General features: G+C 38.8%; 20 protein-coding genes. 13 read left to right on the top strand and 7 right to left on the bottom strand.

Translation table 11 applies throughout. The features are described from left to right. Positions 1-63: 63 nt before the first annotated feature. The 5 genes from K8P02_RS12295 to K8P02_RS12275 form a co-directional block, all read right to left on the bottom strand. Positions 64-1,044, bottom strand: coding sequence for an ABC transporter substrate-binding protein (locus K8P02_RS12295; protein WP_195350793.1), 981 nt, complete (start codon positions 1,042-1,044; stop codon positions 64-66). Between the two features lie 78 nt (positions 1,045-1,122). Next, positions 1,123-2,382, bottom strand: coding sequence for a phosphoglycerate kinase (locus K8P02_RS12290; protein ID WP_025867323.1), 1,260 nt, complete (start codon positions 2,380-2,382; stop codon positions 1,123-1,125). Between the two features lie 126 nt (positions 2,383-2,508). Next, the gene (nth, locus tag K8P02_RS12285; RefSeq protein WP_025867324.1) at positions 2,509-3,156 is read right to left on the bottom strand and encodes an endonuclease III; all 648 of its coding nucleotides are present in this window, start codon (positions 3,154-3,156) and stop codon (positions 2,509-2,511) included. Then, positions 3,153-4,346 (bottom strand): MFS transporter, encoded by a 1,194-nt coding sequence (locus K8P02_RS12280; RefSeq protein ID WP_025867325.1) that lies wholly within the window; start codon positions 4,344-4,346, stop codon positions 3,153-3,155. The genes nth and K8P02_RS12280 overlap by 4 nt, the downstream gene beginning before the upstream one ends. Positions 4,347-4,578: 232 nt before the next feature. Then, positions 4,579-5,598, bottom strand: a complete 1,020-nt coding sequence (locus K8P02_RS12275) for a phenylalanine--tRNA ligase subunit alpha (RefSeq protein ID WP_002561121.1) — start codon at positions 5,596-5,598, stop codon at positions 4,579-4,581. A gap of 434 nt (positions 5,599-6,032) precedes the next feature. On the opposite strand from K8P02_RS12275, the gene K8P02_RS12270 reads away from it, so the two are divergent. Beyond that, the gene (locus K8P02_RS12270) at positions 6,033-6,290 is read left to right on the top strand and encodes a hypothetical protein (RefSeq protein WP_044158159.1); all 258 of its coding nucleotides are present in this window, start codon (positions 6,033-6,035) and stop codon (positions 6,288-6,290) included. Positions 6,291-6,451: 161 nt separating this feature from the next. Here the strand turns inward: K8P02_RS12270 and K8P02_RS12265 are convergent, their stop codons facing one another. Next, positions 6,452-6,607 carry a hypothetical protein gene (locus tag K8P02_RS12265; RefSeq protein WP_002561123.1) on the bottom strand — a complete coding sequence of 52 codons (156 nt, stop codon included), beginning with the start codon at positions 6,605-6,607 and terminating at the stop codon, positions 6,452-6,454. A gap of 771 nt (positions 6,608-7,378) precedes the next feature. Next, the gene (locus K8P02_RS12260) at positions 7,379-7,732 is read right to left on the bottom strand and encodes a helix-turn-helix domain-containing protein (protein WP_025867327.1); all 354 of its coding nucleotides are present in this window, start codon (positions 7,730-7,732) and stop codon (positions 7,379-7,381) included. 124 nt (positions 7,733-7,856) lie between these two features. Between K8P02_RS12260 and K8P02_RS12255 the strand changes: the two genes are divergently transcribed. The 12 genes from K8P02_RS12255 (at position 7,857) to dnaG (ending at position 16,801) form a co-directional block, all read left to right on the top strand. After that, a complete protein-coding gene (locus K8P02_RS12255) occupies positions 7,857-8,081 on the top strand; it encodes a hypothetical protein (protein ID WP_025867328.1) in 225 nt (74 codons plus the stop codon). A 2-nt stretch (positions 8,082-8,083) separates the two neighbouring features. After that, complete coding sequence (locus tag K8P02_RS12250) at positions 8,084-8,641, top strand: response regulator transcription factor (protein WP_025867329.1); 558 nt, start codon at positions 8,084-8,086, stop codon at positions 8,639-8,641. Positions 8,642-8,643: 2 nt separating this feature from the next. Beyond that, positions 8,644-8,781 (top strand): hypothetical protein, encoded by a 138-nt coding sequence (locus tag K8P02_RS12245; protein ID WP_155921449.1) that lies wholly within the window; start codon positions 8,644-8,646, stop codon positions 8,779-8,781. A 670-nt stretch (positions 8,782-9,451) separates the two neighbouring features. Then, on the top strand, positions 9,452-10,318 hold the full coding sequence (locus K8P02_RS12240; RefSeq protein WP_025867331.1) for a DNA cytosine methyltransferase: 867 nt from the start codon (positions 9,452-9,454) through the stop codon (positions 10,316-10,318). 71 nt (positions 10,319-10,389) lie between these two features. Further along, positions 10,390-10,935 carry a Thoeris anti-defense Tad2 family protein gene (locus K8P02_RS12235; protein ID WP_025867332.1) on the top strand — a complete coding sequence of 182 codons (546 nt, stop codon included), beginning with the start codon at positions 10,390-10,392 and terminating at the stop codon, positions 10,933-10,935. Positions 10,936-10,990: 55 nt separating this feature from the next. Then, on the top strand, positions 10,991-11,365 hold the full coding sequence (locus tag K8P02_RS12230; protein WP_044158179.1) for a hypothetical protein: 375 nt from the start codon (positions 10,991-10,993) through the stop codon (positions 11,363-11,365). Between the two features lie 17 nt (positions 11,366-11,382). Beyond that, positions 11,383-11,574 (top strand): hypothetical protein, encoded by a 192-nt coding sequence (locus tag K8P02_RS12225; protein ID WP_025867334.1) that lies wholly within the window; start codon positions 11,383-11,385, stop codon positions 11,572-11,574. Positions 11,575-11,576: 2 nt separating this feature from the next. After that, positions 11,577-11,852 carry a hypothetical protein gene (locus tag K8P02_RS12220; RefSeq protein WP_025867335.1) on the top strand — a complete coding sequence of 92 codons (276 nt, stop codon included), beginning with the start codon at positions 11,577-11,579 and terminating at the stop codon, positions 11,850-11,852. Positions 11,853-11,864: 12 nt separating this feature from the next. Further along, a complete protein-coding gene (locus K8P02_RS12215; RefSeq protein WP_025867336.1) occupies positions 11,865-12,161 on the top strand; it encodes a hypothetical protein in 297 nt (98 codons plus the stop codon). Continuing rightward, positions 12,122-12,409 carry a hypothetical protein gene (locus K8P02_RS12210; protein WP_025867337.1) on the top strand — a complete coding sequence of 96 codons (288 nt, stop codon included), beginning with the start codon at positions 12,122-12,124 and terminating at the stop codon, positions 12,407-12,409. Before K8P02_RS12215 ends, K8P02_RS12210 begins: the two co-directional genes overlap by 40 nt. Beyond that, positions 12,406-12,804: an XRE family transcriptional regulator gene (locus K8P02_RS12205; RefSeq protein WP_223381326.1), complete on the top strand. Its 399-nt coding sequence runs from the start codon at positions 12,406-12,408 to the stop codon at positions 12,802-12,804. The genes K8P02_RS12210 and K8P02_RS12205 overlap by 4 nt, the downstream gene beginning before the upstream one ends. Beyond that, a complete protein-coding gene (dnaG, locus tag K8P02_RS12200; protein WP_223381324.1) occupies positions 12,797-16,801 on the top strand; it encodes a DNA primase in 4,005 nt (1,334 codons plus the stop codon). The genes K8P02_RS12205 and dnaG overlap by 8 nt, the downstream gene beginning before the upstream one ends. Positions 16,802-17,172 lie beyond the last annotated feature (371 nt).

Raw genomic sequence — 17,172 nt, 5'->3', positions numbered from 1 at the left:
AAATAATGCCAAAAAGAAGTTATTTTCTTATTTATTATAAACGAAATTTGGCATTTATAATATTTATTGGCTGGTGTTTGGGGGGTAAGAGGGTATTTTATATGGAACGGTGAAGGTGGTGTCTATCAGATTTTCTCCCTGATAATGAGCTGGTATCCTGTTTTTTTCTTTCAACCATTTAAGAGTATTGTTGATCTCCTGAATGTTGGGCCGGCTGGCAGGGGTATAAGATGGTAACAAGATAAGCCTGGCCAGGTTTTCTGATATTCTGAATTCTTCGGCTAATAGAGTTGACACTTCTTGGGATGAATGTGTTTGTATGTACTTTACCCCAAGGTTATATCCCTGGATGAGTGATATTATCTCCGCTTTCTTCTCTTGTAGTGCAGCTTCTGTAAAAGCCGTTCCGGTGAGATGGATATTCAGTTCGCGGGTACTGATCAAGGATCTGTTTCCATCGTTCATAGCTATGGTTGCAAAAGGGTCGGGTAGGAAGGAAGCTTCTATTTGTCCATATTCCAGCATATTGAGGCGCAATGGGATTTGTGCTATTTCAGGCTTGTTTATTTCTTCTGTTTTGATACCGGATTTTGTACAAAACAGGTCGGTAGCATATTCTATCACAGTCCCGCGGGAGATGGCTATACTTTTCTTTTTTAATTGTTCCGGTTGGTTAACTCCGCTTTTCTTGCTTGATATAAAACAGAAATATCCGTTGTTTTCCATTATAACGGCTAATCCCGGATGATGCAATTGCAGCAATACAGCACTGGGGTAGTCGGTTATCATTCCGTCAATGCGACCTGCCTGAAGAGCAGCATCCCGGTCATTAGCTGAATTAAAACGCACTAAATTTACTTCCAGTCCCAGTGAATCATAAATGCCCTGCCGATGGGCAACGATAAACGGAAAACCATCCATGGTAGGCATCAACCCTAAAGTGACGGATTGAAGCTTGACTTGTGTGGTCGTTACCTCTTTGGATCCGCTATGACATGCAAGGATAAAGAGGGCAGATATACTGAGTAACAGTAGCTTTTTCATTATCGGAAAGGAAAAAGGCAACTCTTTTTTGTGTGAAAAAAGAGCTGCCTTTTATATTATAATGAAGATGTTTTTTTATTATTCTTCGATAGCAGCAATACCCGGAAGTATCTTTCCTTCGATAGCTTCAAGCAGTGCACCACCACCTGTAGAAACATAAGAAACACCATCGGCCAATCCGAACTTGTTGACACAAGCTACAGAGTCACCGCCACCTACGAGTGAGAAAGCACCTTTCTTGGTAGCTTCAACAATAGCTTCGCCTACTGTGCGAGAACCGTGAGTGAAGTTTTCGAATTCAAATACACCTGTTGGGCCATTCCAAAGAATTGTTTTAGAATTCTTGATAACTTCAGCGAAGATTTCTTCTGACTTCGGACCGATGTCAAGACCTTCCCATCCGTCAGGAATTTCGTTTACGGCACAGAATTTAGTGTTAGCATCATTAGAGAAAGAGTCAGCGATCTTAGCATCCACAGCCAATACCAGATTAACTCCTTTTTCTTTTGCTTTCTTCATCAGATCTAAAGCAAGATCAAGTTTGTCATCTTCTACGATAGACAGACCGATTTGGCCACCCTGAGCTTTGGTGAATGTATAAGTCATACCGCCGGTGATAATCAGGTTATCAACCTTGTTCAACAGGTTCTCAATGATTTCGATCTTTGAAGAAACTTTAGAACCACCCATGATAGCTGTGAACGGACGTTGGATGTCATTCAATATTTTATCTACTGCCTTTACTTCTTTCTCCATCAAGTAACCAAACATTTTGTTATCCTTGTCGAAGTATTTAGCAATCAGAGCTGTAGAAGCGTGTGCACGGTGAGCAGTACCGAATGCATCGTTTACATAACAGTCAGCATAAGAAGCCAATTTCTTTGTAAATTCTTTCTGGCTTTCTTTTACAGCTTTCTTGGCTGCAGCTTTTTCTTCATCTGTTGCATCGTCAGCAAGTCCTCTTGGTTTGCCTTCTTCTTCAGCATAGAATCGGAGGTTTTCGAGCAATAACACTTCGCCCGGTTGCAGAGCAGCAGCTTTAACAGCAGCTTCTTCGCCCATGCAGTCGTTTGCAAATTGAACTTCTACACCTAACAAGTCTGATACATGCTTAACAATGTGCTTCAGAGAGAACTTATCAGCAACGCCTTTCGGACGTCCCAAGTGAGAACCGATGATTACACTGCCACCATCTGCTAAAATCTTCTTCAGAGTAGGAAGAGCTGCACGAATACGTGTGTCGTCTGTAATGTTGAAGTTTTCGTCCAAGGGTACGTTGAAGTCAACGCGAACGAATGCCTTTTTACCAGCAAAGTTGAATTTGTCTATTGTCATAATACTCTATTATTTAAAAGTGTTAGTTTTTCTTTTTTTCAGTGCCCGCAAAGTTACTATTAATTTTTTAGAATATACCAGTCGGTAGTTAGAATTTAGTAGGCATTTGGCTTTAATTCTGACTACTTGCTACTTAATTTTGGCTTCTTGAAAATATTTACACATCATTTGCAAACCACAGGTGTCACATTTAGGGGTACGTGCCTGACAGATGTATCTCCCGTGAAGGATTAACCAATGATGGGCAATTGGTACCAGTTTCTCAGGGATATTTTTCATTAACTCCTTTTCAACACTAAAAGGAGTGGTATGGTTCGCACCTACTAATCCGATGCGGTGGCTTACACGGAAAACATGGGTGTCTACTGCCATTGCTGCCTTGTTGAATACAACAGACTGGATGACATTGGCGGTTTTTCGTCCTACGCCGGGTAATTTCACCAGTTCTTCCAGTGTGCCGGGAACTTCACTATTAAAGTCTTTTACCAGCATTTTTGCCATACCTACCAGATGCTTGGCTTTATTATTGGGATAAGAAACGCTGCGGATATATTCAAATATAACTTCTGGCGTACTGGCAGCCAATGCTTCCGGGGTAGGGAAGTCGTGAAAGAGTGGTGGAGTAATCATATTCACACGCTTGTCTGTGCATTGCGCAGACAAGATGACGGAGATTAGCAGTTCGAACGGATTGTTGTAATGCAGTTCCGTTTCTGCCACGGGTACATTTTCCTGAAACCAGGCGATTACTTTCTCATAACGTTCTTTTTTTCTCATCGTAATTTGTTTTTATGATAGTGAGGAGCCACTTTCAGTTTGAAATAAAAAATAGAAACTACTGTCAGGCAGGCACCAAAGAGATATGCCATATCAAAAGAAGTCAGCTGGGCAATATAACCTCCGGCTGTAAGTCCGATACCGATACCTACATCCCAGGAGGTGAGGTAGGTAGAGGTAGCTGTACCGCGTTGGCTGTTGGGTGCCAGGTTGACAAATAAAGTATTGAATGCCGGAAACATTGTGCCAAAGCCTACTCCTAATAACAATGCGATTATAAAGAAGAGTACTTCAGTGAATTCGGGGCTTATTTTCATCAGTTTGTCACAACCTGCAAGAAAGAAGAAGCAGATTGATACCAGATATAGTCCTAAGGTGATAACCTGTGTGATGCGTCCTTTGTCTACTTGTCGGCCTGAGAACATACGTGAAACGGCCATACCTACTGCCATAAAGGTGAAAAATAACCCTGAACTCAGTGTAATACCTATCTCTTTGGCATACATTGCTATGTAGGTACTTGTCATTCCGTAAGGAATAGAGAGCAGTAATAGGGCTATACCGGCAGGTATTCCTTTTATTAATACAAAGCGGTCTAATGATAATGGTTCTCGTTTTACGGATTGTTTAGGAGGAGTTTTCACAAGGCAGGCAGCGATAAATCCTAATATTCCTGCAATAAAGGAACAGAGAAAGATTGTTTCAAATGAATAGGCATCGTGCATGAACAGTCCTGTCATGGGACCGAAACTCATTGCCGTGTTATTCATTAATCCATAGTATCCTACCGCTTCACCCCGGCGTGATGAGGGAGTAATGTCAATTACGATCGTGTTTCCGGCCACTGTGACCATACCGAATGCTAATCCATGTGCTATGCGTAGCATGACGAATAAGGTCAATACCCCTGCCAGCATGTATCCGGCAAATATGGAAATAAAAATGAAATAAGCAATCAGGTAAAGAGGTTTTCGGGATAATGTATCCAGTAAATAACCGGAGAACGGACGGATACAGAGTGATGCAATGGTGTAACACGACAGAATAACTCCTATTGCCGCATTTCCGGTATGGAAAATCTCAGTCAGATAAAAAGGAAGGATGGGAAGTATCAGATAGAAGGCAAAATACAAAAGGAAGTTTGCCATTAGTATAAGGCAATATCCGGGAGTAACGAGCCTGTCTTTCATAAAATTGGGAACTTATTTAGTTGAGAATTAAAAGTTGAAAATTGACTGTGCTATCATGCTGAATAGTAATTTTCAACTTTCAATTCTCAACTTTCAACTTTTTTTGGTATGCTGCTTCTAAGACTATGTCTTTTATAACAAATTGGACAATTTACAAATTTCGATGTCTACCTGATTTATTGATAAATCAAAGTCTTTTTAATCGTAAATTGTAAATTGTCCAATTGTAAATTTAATAGGCTGCTTCGAATTCTTTCAGGAATCGTGTATCATTTTCTGAGAACATACGTAAGTCTTTTACCTGGTATTTTAAGTTTGTGATACGTTCAACACCCATACCAAGAGCATATCCGCTATATACTTTACTATCAATTCCGTTAGATTCGAGCACATTCGGATCTACCATACCACAACCCAGGATTTCTACCCAGCCGGTGTGTTTACAGAACGGACATCCTTTACCACCACAAATATTGCAACTGATATCCATTTCTGCACTTGGTTCGGTGAATGGGAAGTATGACGGACGCAGACGGATTTTTGTATCTGCACCAAACATTTCTTTGGCGAAGAGCAATAATACTTGTTTTAAGTCTGTGAACGATACATTTTTATCCACATACAGTGCCTCTACCTGATGAAAGAAACAATGCGCACGGTAGCTGATAGCTTCGTTACGGTATACACGTCCCGGGCAAATGATACGGATAGGAGGTTGCGACACTTCCATAACCCGTGTTTGTACAGAAGAAGTATGTGTGCGTAGCAAAATATCCGGGTGTGATTCGATGAAGAAAGTATCTTGCATGTCACGTGCCGGATGATCTTCAGCAAAGTTCAGTGCTGAAAATACATGCCAGTCGTCCTCTATTTCCGGACCTTCGGCAATGCTAAATCCCAAACGGGCGAAAATATCAATAATTTCGTTCTTTACGATAGAGAGTGGGTGACGTGTTCCCAACTCTACGGGATAAGCTGAACGGGTCAAGTCCAGTTCGCATGCGCCATTATCCTGACTTTCAAACTGTTCTTTCAGTGCATTGATTTTATCTAATGCTTTTGTTTTTAGTTCATTCAGTCTCATGCCGACTTCTTTCTTCTGCTCAGCCGCTACATTACGAAAGTCAGCCATTAGGTCATTGATGGCTCCTTTCTTACTGAGATACTTGATACGGAGTGCTTCAAGTTCTTCTGCATTGGTGGCTTTCAGTGCTTCAACTTCTTCGAGAAGTTGGTTAATCTTAGCTATCATATCTTTGGTTTATTGTTATTTTACAGTATAAAACGTTGCAAAGATAGTGGTTTTTATCTTATTCAGCTTCCAAACAGGCTATTGTTTTTATGAATATCTTATTGAAGTGTTAACAAATTTCTGGTATCTATTAAACGATGTTATAATTCTTACAAATATATGCAGAATATTTGCAAGTGTCCTGAAAGTCCGTATCTTTGTACTGTGTTTTTCATAGTATTAGATTTAAGGTTAACAAAGATTGGCTGTCTGGGATAGATAGCCTTTTTTTTTGTTAGCCTTTTGATTTATTTAATTCTTTGTTCTTCTTCTGAGAGAATGCTTCTTTTCTTCTTCGACAACTCACTTGTTTCTTAATATTGCTTTATTCGCCAATCTTTATAGATCTGTTTTCTGTTACGCTGTGTAATATGTAACAATAAAAATGAATCATTATGAGTGAAATGCATAAAATGTCATCTGATAAGCTGACAACGAGTGAACGAAAAGAGTTGGATACTTCAGAGTTTGGAATACCTGAATTACGAGAGTTTCCTATTCATGATGCTGCCCATGTAAGAGCGGCAGAAGCTTATTTCCGGTATGCTCCTGAAGAGTATAAAGCGCAGTTGGCACGTAATATACTGGCAAAGACACATTTGTTTGGGGTAAATGTGAAGAGTCCTGTGATCCTTGAGTGGGCAGAAAAATAATCAGATTTATACTGTAAATACTGTTATATGAGTATCTTGTGATGATGAACAGGTATTTTGTTTATGCGTATGTTTTCGTCGGTTTGAATAGAAGGAGTTTCTTTTTCAGACCGAGTGAAAACCTTTATCAGAACGATCAGTGGTGATTTTCAATTGATTTTTTATCCTTTTTTGTTCATTTGTTCTTTATTGTTTTCTGCATCATTGTCTGGTGGAGAAACAACATCTATTTCTTTCTTTACCTTATTGGCTTTTATTGCTGATTTTATCAGTGCGAATATAGTTATTGCTATGATAATTGCTATTATTATTTTCATGACTTTATATAATTAAGTATTGTAATCCTAATCTACTAATTTAAATTGGAACGTTCCAATGGCTTTTTTGTTCTGTGATTGTGTAATTACTGTTTTAACAAATGAGTGTTATGATGGATAATGTAGTGCGTTGATATTCTGTAATGTTAATTTATAGTTAATGGTATTAAATGAGCTATAGGTATAGTTATGATTAATTTTTGATTTAAGATCTTTGGCAACTGTAGAATGAGATGCAATCTGAAGAGCAGAGTTGTGATTAGCTTTCAAATTAGTATCTTTAAGAGGTGCACTTCATTTTTAGACACCCTCTTTTTTTTCAGTAGTTTACGGGCCTTGTTATATAGAAATTTTGGGGTGGAGGTAGTTACTTATTCTCTGTTATAAATGAAAGAAGTGGTTTGAATTGTAGGCTCCAAAACTATAAAATTTAGAGTTATAATCAATCTATAGATGAATGAAATATTTTTTATGATGATATTTCTTTCTTTAAAACTCTTGATGAAAGTATCTGATAGTGCTTCTAATACCAAATTGTTCTTTAGGACTTAGTAATAATGATAACTTATATTTGTGATTAATATAGAAAGATACAAAAACTATGCTGTATAACCTTTAGAAGAGGTGGAGAGTATCGGATTTTCCTCTATTGAAAAATAGAGGAATTATACCTTGAAAATTAACTACTTACTTCTTCATAATTATGGTTAATATTTTTTGATTTGTCCGATATTTGTCCTTATATACTATGCTACGGTGTTAAAATTGCTGTTATTGTTGTTTTAAAAGAATTTGAATGGTTCTTTCTTTCTCCTCAAGTAGTTGTTTAAGATGTACTAATTCCTTTTGACATTCACTTAAAGTAATATCTCCAGATACATTATTTCCACTACCATTAACGTGATGACCTATATTTATAGATGAGTTATCTGCCTCTCTATCAAAAAAATAATCCATTGATACTTTGAAAAAATCGGCAATCTTCTCAAGATTACCTACTCTTACATTTGCACCTGCAATTATTTTATCTAATCCCGGACCACTAATGCCAATAGAGGTGTATAAATTTACCTTAGTAATTTTCCTCTCTTCTAAAAGTTTATTTATTCTTTCACCTATAAACATAACTATAATTTATATTTTGTCTAAATAACACAATTAATAGATTATTTTATAAACAATAGTTTTGTTTTATAGCAACTATTGTTTATGTTTGCAGTATAAATATAGAACTAAAAATTGTACTGACATGGGAAAAACAGAAGAATCTCAAAAAATGGTACTTAAAGACCATTACGATGCTCTCTCTGATGAAAACAAAATTGCACTCCGAAAAGAGTATATGGATACCACAGGAATGGCGTATACCACTTTTTATACGAAACTACGTACTGACTCATTTAGACCATTAGAACGGCAACTCTTTGAAAAGATGATATTGGATTATAAGGTTCCAACATTAGTAAAGGCATAATTATGAAATATCGGAATGTAGAATTTTACAACACTCCTGATGGAGAAGTAATGATTAAAGAAGAGAACAAAGCTGCTCGTACATTCACAGAAATGGATCGAGAGTTGATTGATGATATCCTTTCTTTGATTCGTGATAGGTACACACAAGCTTATAATCAGTTACTTGAGATTTATTCGAAGAGTTCTCGCAACCGGACGTATTATGAATTCCGTATTGTACATCGATTCGTTAGATGCAATTTCGGCGAGTACGATCAATTCAATTATGATATTGATGCAATGGGAAATTATGACTTTGAGGAAGTCAAATGTCCAATGCGCGGTGAATGTTTATATGAAGGTGTCATTTGTAAGCCTAAACTTACCACTGAGTTAACCGAACGCGAAATGATGGTATTCCGCTTAATAGTTTCCAATATGCAAGCTGATGAAATATCACAGGAACTTGCAATATCTATTCCTACTGTCAATCGACATCGTGAAAATATCAAAGCTAAAATAGGTGTTAAGACTGTTTCTCAGATGATTAATTACTGGCATAATAACCACATGAAATAACCATGATGACAGAAGACGAAAAACAAGAAATCAAAAAGATTTTAAAGATAGCCGGTTGGTGTTTGTTTCTAATTGGGGCGGGATTAGCTTTATTCTATCGTGTGATTGAATACTTCATTTATATAGCAATTGATATATGAAAAAAAGGAGAAGAAATCATAAAACGAGACGATATCTTTCTTTGAAGGATATTAAGTTTCAACCTCGTTATAAATCAGGTGTCTGTCGATATTGTGGTTGTACGGATAATGATCCGTGTTATAATCCCAATTATGGTAATTGTTGGTGGGTTGATAAAGAGCATACAATATGTTCGCACTGTGCAGATGAATTAATTGTAAATGATGAAGGTACAATCCATTGTATTGTTTCTAAAGGACTTATTTAGAATAAACGACTCCATATAGAGTCACATTTTATTAATTACTTAAAGAGCCAACTGAAAGGACAGTTGTAGGGTAAAGCCCCTGTTAGGGTTTGTTTATTTTTATATAGGCCGGAATATTCCCGGTCTATATAGAAAAATCCTCAAAATAAATTAAATATGAGCGAAAGTTCTATTGTTATTCCTCGGAAGTTGGTTCATTCAGGAAAGAAGAGAGCATATCCATCAAGTTTTATTTGGGATTGTCCTTTATGTGGTCATTGGAATATTTGGAATACAAATAAACTGATAGGAAAGACAAACGTTAAGTGCATGGAATGTTTAAAACCTTTTGTTTTAGACAAATCCAATCCTAAAGAAGAAATTACCCGAACTAAGAAAATGAAGTCTATAATTGATTAATAACAAGATAGAAAGGAACAAAAATGAGAGTGGTAAGTGTTTTCGATGGAATAAGCTGTGGTCGTGTTGCGCTTGAACGAGCAGGAATAAAAGTTGATGAGTATTTCGCCTGTGAGATCAAGGAAGATGCTATCAAAGTAACACAAGCTAATTATCCCGATACAATTCAACTTGGTGATGTCCGCAATGTTGATTTTAAGAAAATAGGAAAGATAGATTTGTTTATTGGCGGCTCCCCATGTCAAGATATGAGTCAAGCCAATCGAGATAGAAAAGGACTGCAAGGTAATAAAAGCTCCTTGTTTTGGGAATATATGAGAGGATTAAACGAAACCCAAGCTCCATTTTTTCTTTTGGAAAATGTAGAAATGCCCGCAGCAGACTATGCTACTATATCTAATAAACTTGGAGTTTGTGCAACAAATATTAACTCTGAACTGGTTTCTGCTCAATTAAGGAATAGATACTATTGGACTAACATCGGTCCTAAACATACAGATATGTTTGGTATGAAATATTCAGCCATACCACTTCCAAAGGATCGGAAAATATATTTGCAGTCAATTCTTACGCATGGATATGCTGACAGGAAGAAAGCAAGATGTTTACTTGAAAGTGACAGTAGACCGTTAAGGACTGTTAGTAGAATGCTTTACAGATATTTCGATCAGGGATTTACAACGCTTGTGTTTGACGAAAAAGATGTAAAGGAGTCGTGCCGTTATCTCAATCAGATAGAGCTCGAACGCTGCCAAACTCTTCCGGATGGATATACAAGTGTATTGGATAGAGATAGGGCGGCGGGATGTATTGGTGATGGGTGGACGGTTGATGTGATTGCGCATATATTTTCTTTCATGAAAGAAAAATTGAATATTAACGTATCCTGAAAAGGTTTAAACCAATACAGAAAGGAATTAAATAGCCTTGGGCGGCTTTGTAAAACCCACTTGATAAGTAAATGAGAAAATTTAATTTATTCGACAAAGTAGAATTTACAGAGAAAAACACCGGAGAAAAGAATGTAGGTTGCATCGTAGGATTTACGACCGATGAAGAAGACGGCTGCATCATTGACAAAGAAAGCGGTACTTGCGTAGAACCGGATGAACACGCTTATCTTTTGCTCATAGGTGAGATGTCGCAGACAAAGAGCCGTTTTGAAGAGTTTATGGAAACTGAATTGAGTGTCCCAAACCTAAATTTACCCTTTGGGCAAGCTTTAGTCGCTCTCCAACAGGGTTTCAATATAGCTCGTAAAGAATGGGATGGTAAATGCTTTATTGTAAAGCAAATCAACTCTGATATAGCATCGGATATTGTTCCTAAGATGCAATCACTACCGGATGCAGCCAAGAAAGAAATCAGCAAGTGTGCGGACGGAACAATTCATTATCGTGAACAATGTTTGGTTATATATCCAGATGCAGAATGTGGCTGCATGGCTACAAACTACGTACCTGATTGGCAGGATATGTTTGCTAATGATTGGATGATAGTTGAGTAATCACATTGCCGTACGGCGGTTGAATGTCTGCCGTATGGTTCAATACGAATCAGAAATGAAAGAAATAGACGAAAATTATAATAAGCGTATTGCGGACGCTGAACGACTTACGAAAGAGGTACAAGCTATTTATTCAGATATTATGGTATTTGAAAATGCTTATAAAAAACAGATTACTCCACTTAAACAAAAAATCGCTCAACTGGAAGAATCTTTTTTGAATAAGTGGTTGGTTGATTCAACAGGAAGACCTGTTTGTAAAGGAATGGTTATTGAGAAAAATGGGAAACGGTTTAAGGTTCTTAACCGATATCAACAATGTATCTTTCAATATTTGGGTAATACAAGAGTTTCAGTTTTACCTGAAGGTAAAAAACGGGCAATTGATATTTTTCCCTCTGAATTAGTTGAATTTACTATTGTTGATTAGTGTAAATCTGAATAAATATGAAACAAGAAGCAGGATATGAGTGGCTGGATGATGTAAGCGATGAGGTTCGTGATATGTACTGCAAAAAGTGCCATTGCATCACGGAGCATGAGGTGAATCCCGTCACAACAGACGGCTGTGGACATATTGTTTTCGGCTGGACTTGTTTTGAGTGTGGAGATTGGGATGAAATGTACGAAAAAGAATAGATATGAAGAAGAAAACAGTAACAGTACTGGCGATTGAATATTCAAAAAGGGTGTGTGATCCTCAACCTGAATTTATTGATCGAATGGATGTAAGAGGATTGGTTATGAGTGCTTATAGAAGTGGATATAATAAGGCTCATTCAGAGCATGTAAAGCGCATCACCAATATCGTGGAGCTAAAGCCATCTGACATTGATTCCCCTGTGTTTACTCATACAAAAGAGTTTAGAGAACATTTTGATTACATAATGTCAAAAATCAAAGAACAATTTGCGTAAAACAAAATAGTTATGTATACAACAGATATATTTGAAACCGCCATTAACTCATGCGGCTATACAATCATTGAAATTAAGTATGTGAATAAAAACGAGGTTCATAAGGTTGAAGGGACGGTCCCTATCCCTAAAAAAGTAACCATTGACGGAAAGCGCCAGACAGTTATCCATGAGAAGAAAGTCCGTTGGGATGCTAACGGTTCCTGTTTCTCTTTGAGATCTAATATCCGCCAGCGCAACTTTGACTTACCTCTTTCAACAATAGCCGAATGGAAAAAACTGGAGAAGGAAAAACAGAATCTGGCCTAACGCTTCATCCGGATTGGGCCGATGTTGCCATTTTTAACATGGGTACCGCAGGCTTTAGCGAATATAAGCAACGTGTTTTCATGGCTTTGGATAAGTTGCAGCCTAACCATTATTATGATATAATAAGTTCAGTTCCGGTTTATCGTCGAGAAATATTTCTTGGCATTTGCTCCACCTATATCGATAGCCATCCGGATTATGAACTAACTGAAGATAATTGTCGAATTTATAACAGAAAAAGAAGATGAATAACGGTAGATGGACTCCTGAAGAGGAAGAATATATCCGGAAGAATGCCGGAAAAGCAACTTTGGCAGAAATGGCCGAACATGTCAGCCGGTCCGAATTGGCGGTTCAGTTATTCATGCATCGACGTAAGATCGTCGTTCGCCAGGTAGTGAAAAGAAATCTGGTGCAAGAAATATTGCGCATGAAGTTCAAACATCCGGAGAATTTCATGCCCAACCGTCCCTTTTATAAGGCCGTTGGCATTAATCAGATGCGTTTTTGGGATTTATATTACGGGCGTAAACCTATCACTCAAGAGGAATATCTTTCGCTCTGCGATTACTTCGGGATTACTCTCCAAGAAGCTTTCGAAGCGCGTCAGTTGAACATATTTAATAATGAGAATTATGATTGATAAACAGACCATTGACCGTGTAAAGTCAGCATTAAATATTGTTGATGTCATCGGTGAATTTGTCTCTCTCAAGAAAAAAGGATCCAATAGTTATGTTGGTATCTGTCCCTTCCATCCCGATAGCCATCCCTCAATGACAGTTAGTCCGGCCAGGCAAACCTTTAAATGTTTTGTCTGTGATAAAGGAGGAGACGTTATCGCTTTTGTCCAGGAACATGAAAACTTCTCCTTTGCTGAAGCACTTGAATGGTGTGCCAGGAAAGCTGGAATACAGATAGAAAATAAAGAGCTGACGGAAGAAGAAGTTCAAAAGGCAAAAGATATAGAAGCCATGAGGATCGCTCTTCGGGCCGCTGGAATCTTTTTTCAGAAGCATCTTCCGGAGGCACAGAATTATCTTGATCAGCGTGGATTTATATTAACCGATAAAGTCATTAAGAACTTTCAGATTGGTTATGCTCCGGAAGGGAACCTTGCACATAAAGAATTGATTCAGGCCGGTTATTCAGAAACCATATTGAAAAAAGTAGGTATTCTGGCCGAGAATGAACGGAAGTACATTTATGATGTATTCCGGGATAGAATCATGTTTCCTTTCATTGATTTGAATGGAAACATCATAGGTTTTTCCGGACGCTTCATTACTCCAAAGGAAAATATAGGGAAGTACGTAAATACCGGTGATACACCTGTTTTCAAAAAAGGTACACAGCTCTTCGGTCTTTATCAAGCCAAACGGGCTATTTCCCGTATGACTTTTGCTTATTTGGTCGAAGGGCAGTTCGATGTAATGTCCCTTCATGCTGCAGGAGTTGAAAACACAGTTGCTGGTTCCGGTACCGCTTTTACCCCGGAACAGATAAGATTACTTAGTCGTTTTACCCAATCTGTCACACTTGTGTATGATCCGGATCCGGCAGGAATTAAAGCCTCCTTAAGGATTTGTGAATTGTTTTTGCGTGCTGGATTTTCAGTACAATGTGTTCGTCTTCCTGAAGGCAAGGATCCGGATAATGTTGCTTCTGAAGAGAAGGATAATACTGCTAAATGGTTACTGAATCATCGTAAAGATTTTCCCACTTATTTTGCAGACGTCTTCTTAGATAACAATCCGGTTCCGGATCCGAATGAACAGGAAGAAGTTCTCAACACGATATGCAACCTTATCTCCTGCATATCTTCAGAGACTTCACGGCTGAACCATATACGTGCTTTGGCTGATCGATTTGATATGAATACGGAAATCCTGGGTCGTAAAGTTCGCGATATCCTTCGTAACCTGAAAGATGCTCCGAAACAAGAAGAACTGAAGCCCGGAGTTTATGGACTCGATTTGATTAAAGATTTGCGTAAAGAAGGGCAACCCTGTATTTTAACCTGTGATTTCTCGGAATTTCTTAATGCGTATGGTGATCTGCCAATACTTCTGATCAATGGTATTCCATCAGCGACAGACATTCAGGAGATCCGTCGTGAATGTACCTTTTTTACTACCGATTCTTACGGGTTATCTATCAATAAAGACGGTGACGAGTCCGAATACCTCTCTGCCCTGACTATGATATATCGGGCCGGTATGACTAATATTACAGTCACACTTCCTGCTGGAGAACAAGAACCGGAAGAAGAGGAAGATGAAGAAGGATATAATCAGGAAGTACAACGTTTTGATAAAAGCTTTACATTTATAAAATATTATGTACTTTTACATGGCAAATTCCTTCCGGGTTACTTCGGTGAACGTACTCCTTTTATCGAACGTTGTGCTGATCTGATTAGCTACGCGGACGATTCAGTCAGGATCGTTAATCTTAAGTTTTTTTACGAATGTCTTTTTTTAAATAAGGGAGCTTTCAATGAAATTCTAAAGCCCTACTTGGCCAAACGAAAATCCCGGATGGCTATCAATGCCCAGCGTACAGATGATGATGAAGAAGATTATGATCCGGATGAACTTCCCGGTTATGTCGATGATAACCCGGAATACAAGGAAATGTATCGGCAATGTGGCTTTTATCCCAAGCTTAATAAAGAAGGCGAGCCCGTGTGCTACATGTTCCGGCAAGAAAAAGGAGGTCATCTGCAGGTGGCCGATTTCTTCATGACCCCTCTTCTACATATCTATTCCGATGATAAAGACGCCAATAAGAGGGTACTCAAGATTAATCGCCGGTATTACAAAAATCCACTTTATATTGAAATCCCTTCCAGGGCACTTCTTAAGAAAGCAACTATCGAAGAGGAGCTGATCCAATTAGAGGCCGTCAACTTCACCTCCGGAGAAGAGAAACATTGGACTAAGATAAAAGAGTATATGTCCCGGCATTTTGTCACCTGCTATGAAATAATGACTTATGGAAATCAACAATCCGATGGAGCATCTCGCCAAGAGAGTAATATGTTTTTTGCTTTCTCCAACGGAATATTCCACATTGTCGATGAACAAGCACGTTTTGACCCGGTCAACGAGCTTGGGGTTGTTACCCACAATAACAAGAACTATTATCTTCCTGCATTCTCCACTATATATGCCGGTTCCGGGTACCAATCCGAAAAGTACGAACTTGTTTCGCAACTGGTATATAAAGATATCCCTGCCGAGAAACAGTGTTCTTTTGAACGATGGGCAAGTCTGATGGATCAAGTATATAAGATCAATGACAATGGAAAATGGGCTATTCTCTTTGCTATCATGTGCGCCTTCCGTAGTAACATCCATAACATCGACCGCCTGTTCACTGCTCCTTTTTTCATGGGTCCTATGTCCTCCGGAAAGACACAGATTGCCATTTCGATACGGTCTTTGTTCATCTCTCCTAAGATTCCGATCTTCAACCTAAATACGGGTACGCTTCCTGCGTTGTCCTCTCTTCTTTCAACTTTCCGGGATGTCCCTGCAGTACTCGATGAGTATAACAACAAAGATATAAAGGACATCATATTTCAGTATCTGAAAGGTGCTGTCTACGATGGCGATGGCCGTCAAAAAAGGAAGGGTACATCCGGTAAGGAAATAGAAGTCGAGAAAATATACGCCCCGGTTATCATTTGCGGGCAGGAGACACCCCAGCGTGATGACAATGCCCTTATGTCCCGTATCATCGTCTGCGAGGTTCCGAAACCCAAAAACCGTATTCCGGAGGAAGTTCAGCTATTTAATGAACTCAAGGACATCGAGGATCCCGCCAAAGTAGGGCTATCCAATGTTCTATTTGAAATTCTGAAGCTTCGCCCCATTGTCATGGATAATTTCCGAGCCCTCAAACAACAGTGCTATGATGAACTGAAAGAAGCACTTATCAATGCCGGAGAAATTGACCGTCTAATGAAAACCGCTTCATTATTTTTAGCCACATGTAAACTTATTGAAAATTATACAGATATGAAATTGCCATTTACTTACAAAAGTTTTTTTAAAATTGCCTGCGACAAGATTAAGTTCCAGGTAGAATTGATCAGCAAGACAGATAAGCTCGCCACCTTCTTTAAGGCCATGGACGTTATGATCGACAGCAAGGCCGTTCGCGAAGGCCGCGACTTCACGATCGACACCCCGGATCGCGTTACTATCAAGCTCCCCGGCGGCGAGAAAAAAGAAGTCACCTTCCCTGCCGGTACGCGTGTTCTGTTCCTACGCCTCAGTCCGATCTACACACAGTTTGCCCGCAGTTCCTACAACAGTGAGGAGTCCACTCAATCCACTATCGAACAGAACCTTCGTTCACATCCCAGTTACATCGGATTGATCCATGCCCGCCGTTTCAATTGGTACGATGTAGTCGAAGTACCTCGGGGGGGATTCGTCGCGGATGAGAATCTTCCTTTCCGACCGGAAGAAGGTGTCAAGATTGATAATACCATGGTGCGTAAGATGGAGAAGCAGACCACGAACTCAAGTTGTATCGCCCTCAACTACGATATCTTTCGCGAACTGTATGATATCGACCTTCAGCGAAAGCCTGACGACGAAAGCCAACAAGAACTTGGCGAACTCTAATGCATCTCGATTCCCGCTGCTCACCCGGCGGGAATCTTTGTTTTTCTCTTTTCCAATATACGGACATTTCTCACCCTAATTAACACTATCTATTATGATATCCTATTTCAATCCCCCACACCCCCTGAATAAAAAAAGAGGGAACATAGAAGCGAGAGTTTTGAAAAGAAAACTTTTCATAAAGTACGTCCAACCGTCCAACAGTCCAACAAGAAAAAACATTTTAAAAAGTAAAAGCCTGTAGGATAGTAGTATATCTATTTTATTAAAGTATATATATATCCTACACATCTGTTGTTTTGTAGGACGCTGTTGGACGTGTTGGATTTACCTCTCTCTACTATCCAACATTGAAAATTACGTTCTGTCCA

Source organism: Bacteroides nordii (assembly GCF_019930665.1).
In the GTDB taxonomy this organism is placed as follows: domain Bacteria; phylum Bacteroidota; class Bacteroidia; order Bacteroidales; family Bacteroidaceae; genus Bacteroides; species Bacteroides nordii.
Note: the sequence above shows the minus strand (reverse complement) of the source record. Positions and strands in the feature narration are given on the sequence as shown.

What these genes read in the sequence shown, in the direction of transcription:
- K8P02_RS12215 (WP_025867336.1), top strand. Translation starts at nt 11,865, where the DNA reads ATGTATACAACAGATATATTTGAAACCGCCATTAACTCATGCGGCTAT.
- K8P02_RS12210 (WP_025867337.1), top strand. Translation starts at nt 12,122, where the DNA reads ATGGAAAAAACTGGAGAAGGAAAAACAGAATCTGGCCTAACGCTTCAT.
- K8P02_RS12265 (WP_002561123.1), bottom strand. Translation starts at nt 6,607, where the DNA reads ATGAAAATAATAATAGCAATTATCATAGCAATAACTATATTCGCACTG.
- K8P02_RS12245 (WP_155921449.1), top strand. Translation starts at nt 8,644, where the DNA reads ATGATGACAGAAGACGAAAAACAAGAAATCAAAAAGATTTTAAAGATA.
- K8P02_RS12250 (WP_025867329.1), top strand. Translation starts at nt 8,084, where the DNA reads ATGAAATATCGGAATGTAGAATTTTACAACACTCCTGATGGAGAAGTA.
- K8P02_RS12225 (WP_025867334.1), top strand. Translation starts at nt 11,383, where the DNA reads ATGAAACAAGAAGCAGGATATGAGTGGCTGGATGATGTAAGCGATGAG.
- K8P02_RS12260 (WP_025867327.1), bottom strand. Translation starts at nt 7,732, where the DNA reads ATGTTTATAGGTGAAAGAATAAATAAACTTTTAGAAGAGAGGAAAATT.
- K8P02_RS12295 (WP_195350793.1), bottom strand. Translation starts at nt 1,044, where the DNA reads ATGAAAAAGCTACTGTTACTCAGTATATCTGCCCTCTTTATCCTTGCA.
- K8P02_RS12235 (WP_025867332.1), top strand. Translation starts at nt 10,390, where the DNA reads ATGAGAAAATTTAATTTATTCGACAAAGTAGAATTTACAGAGAAAAAC.
- K8P02_RS12220 (WP_025867335.1), top strand. Translation starts at nt 11,577, where the DNA reads ATGAAGAAGAAAACAGTAACAGTACTGGCGATTGAATATTCAAAAAGG.
- K8P02_RS12230 (WP_044158179.1), top strand. Translation starts at nt 10,991, where the DNA reads ATGAAAGAAATAGACGAAAATTATAATAAGCGTATTGCGGACGCTGAA.
- K8P02_RS12275 (WP_002561121.1), bottom strand. Translation starts at nt 5,598, where the DNA reads ATGATAGCTAAGATTAACCAACTTCTCGAAGAAGTTGAAGCACTGAAA.
- K8P02_RS12255 (WP_025867328.1), top strand. Translation starts at nt 7,857, where the DNA reads ATGGGAAAAACAGAAGAATCTCAAAAAATGGTACTTAAAGACCATTAC.
- nth (WP_025867324.1), bottom strand. Translation starts at nt 3,156, where the DNA reads ATGAGAAAAAAAGAACGTTATGAGAAAGTAATCGCCTGGTTTCAGGAA.
- K8P02_RS12205 (WP_223381326.1), top strand. Translation starts at nt 12,406, where the DNA reads ATGAATAACGGTAGATGGACTCCTGAAGAGGAAGAATATATCCGGAAG.
- K8P02_RS12240 (WP_025867331.1), top strand. Translation starts at nt 9,452, where the DNA reads ATGAGAGTGGTAAGTGTTTTCGATGGAATAAGCTGTGGTCGTGTTGCG.
- K8P02_RS12280 (WP_025867325.1), bottom strand. Translation starts at nt 4,346, where the DNA reads ATGAAAGACAGGCTCGTTACTCCCGGATATTGCCTTATACTAATGGCA.
- K8P02_RS12270 (WP_044158159.1), top strand. Translation starts at nt 6,033, where the DNA reads ATGAGTGAAATGCATAAAATGTCATCTGATAAGCTGACAACGAGTGAA.
- dnaG (WP_223381324.1), top strand. Translation starts at nt 12,797, where the DNA reads ATGATTGATAAACAGACCATTGACCGTGTAAAGTCAGCATTAAATATT.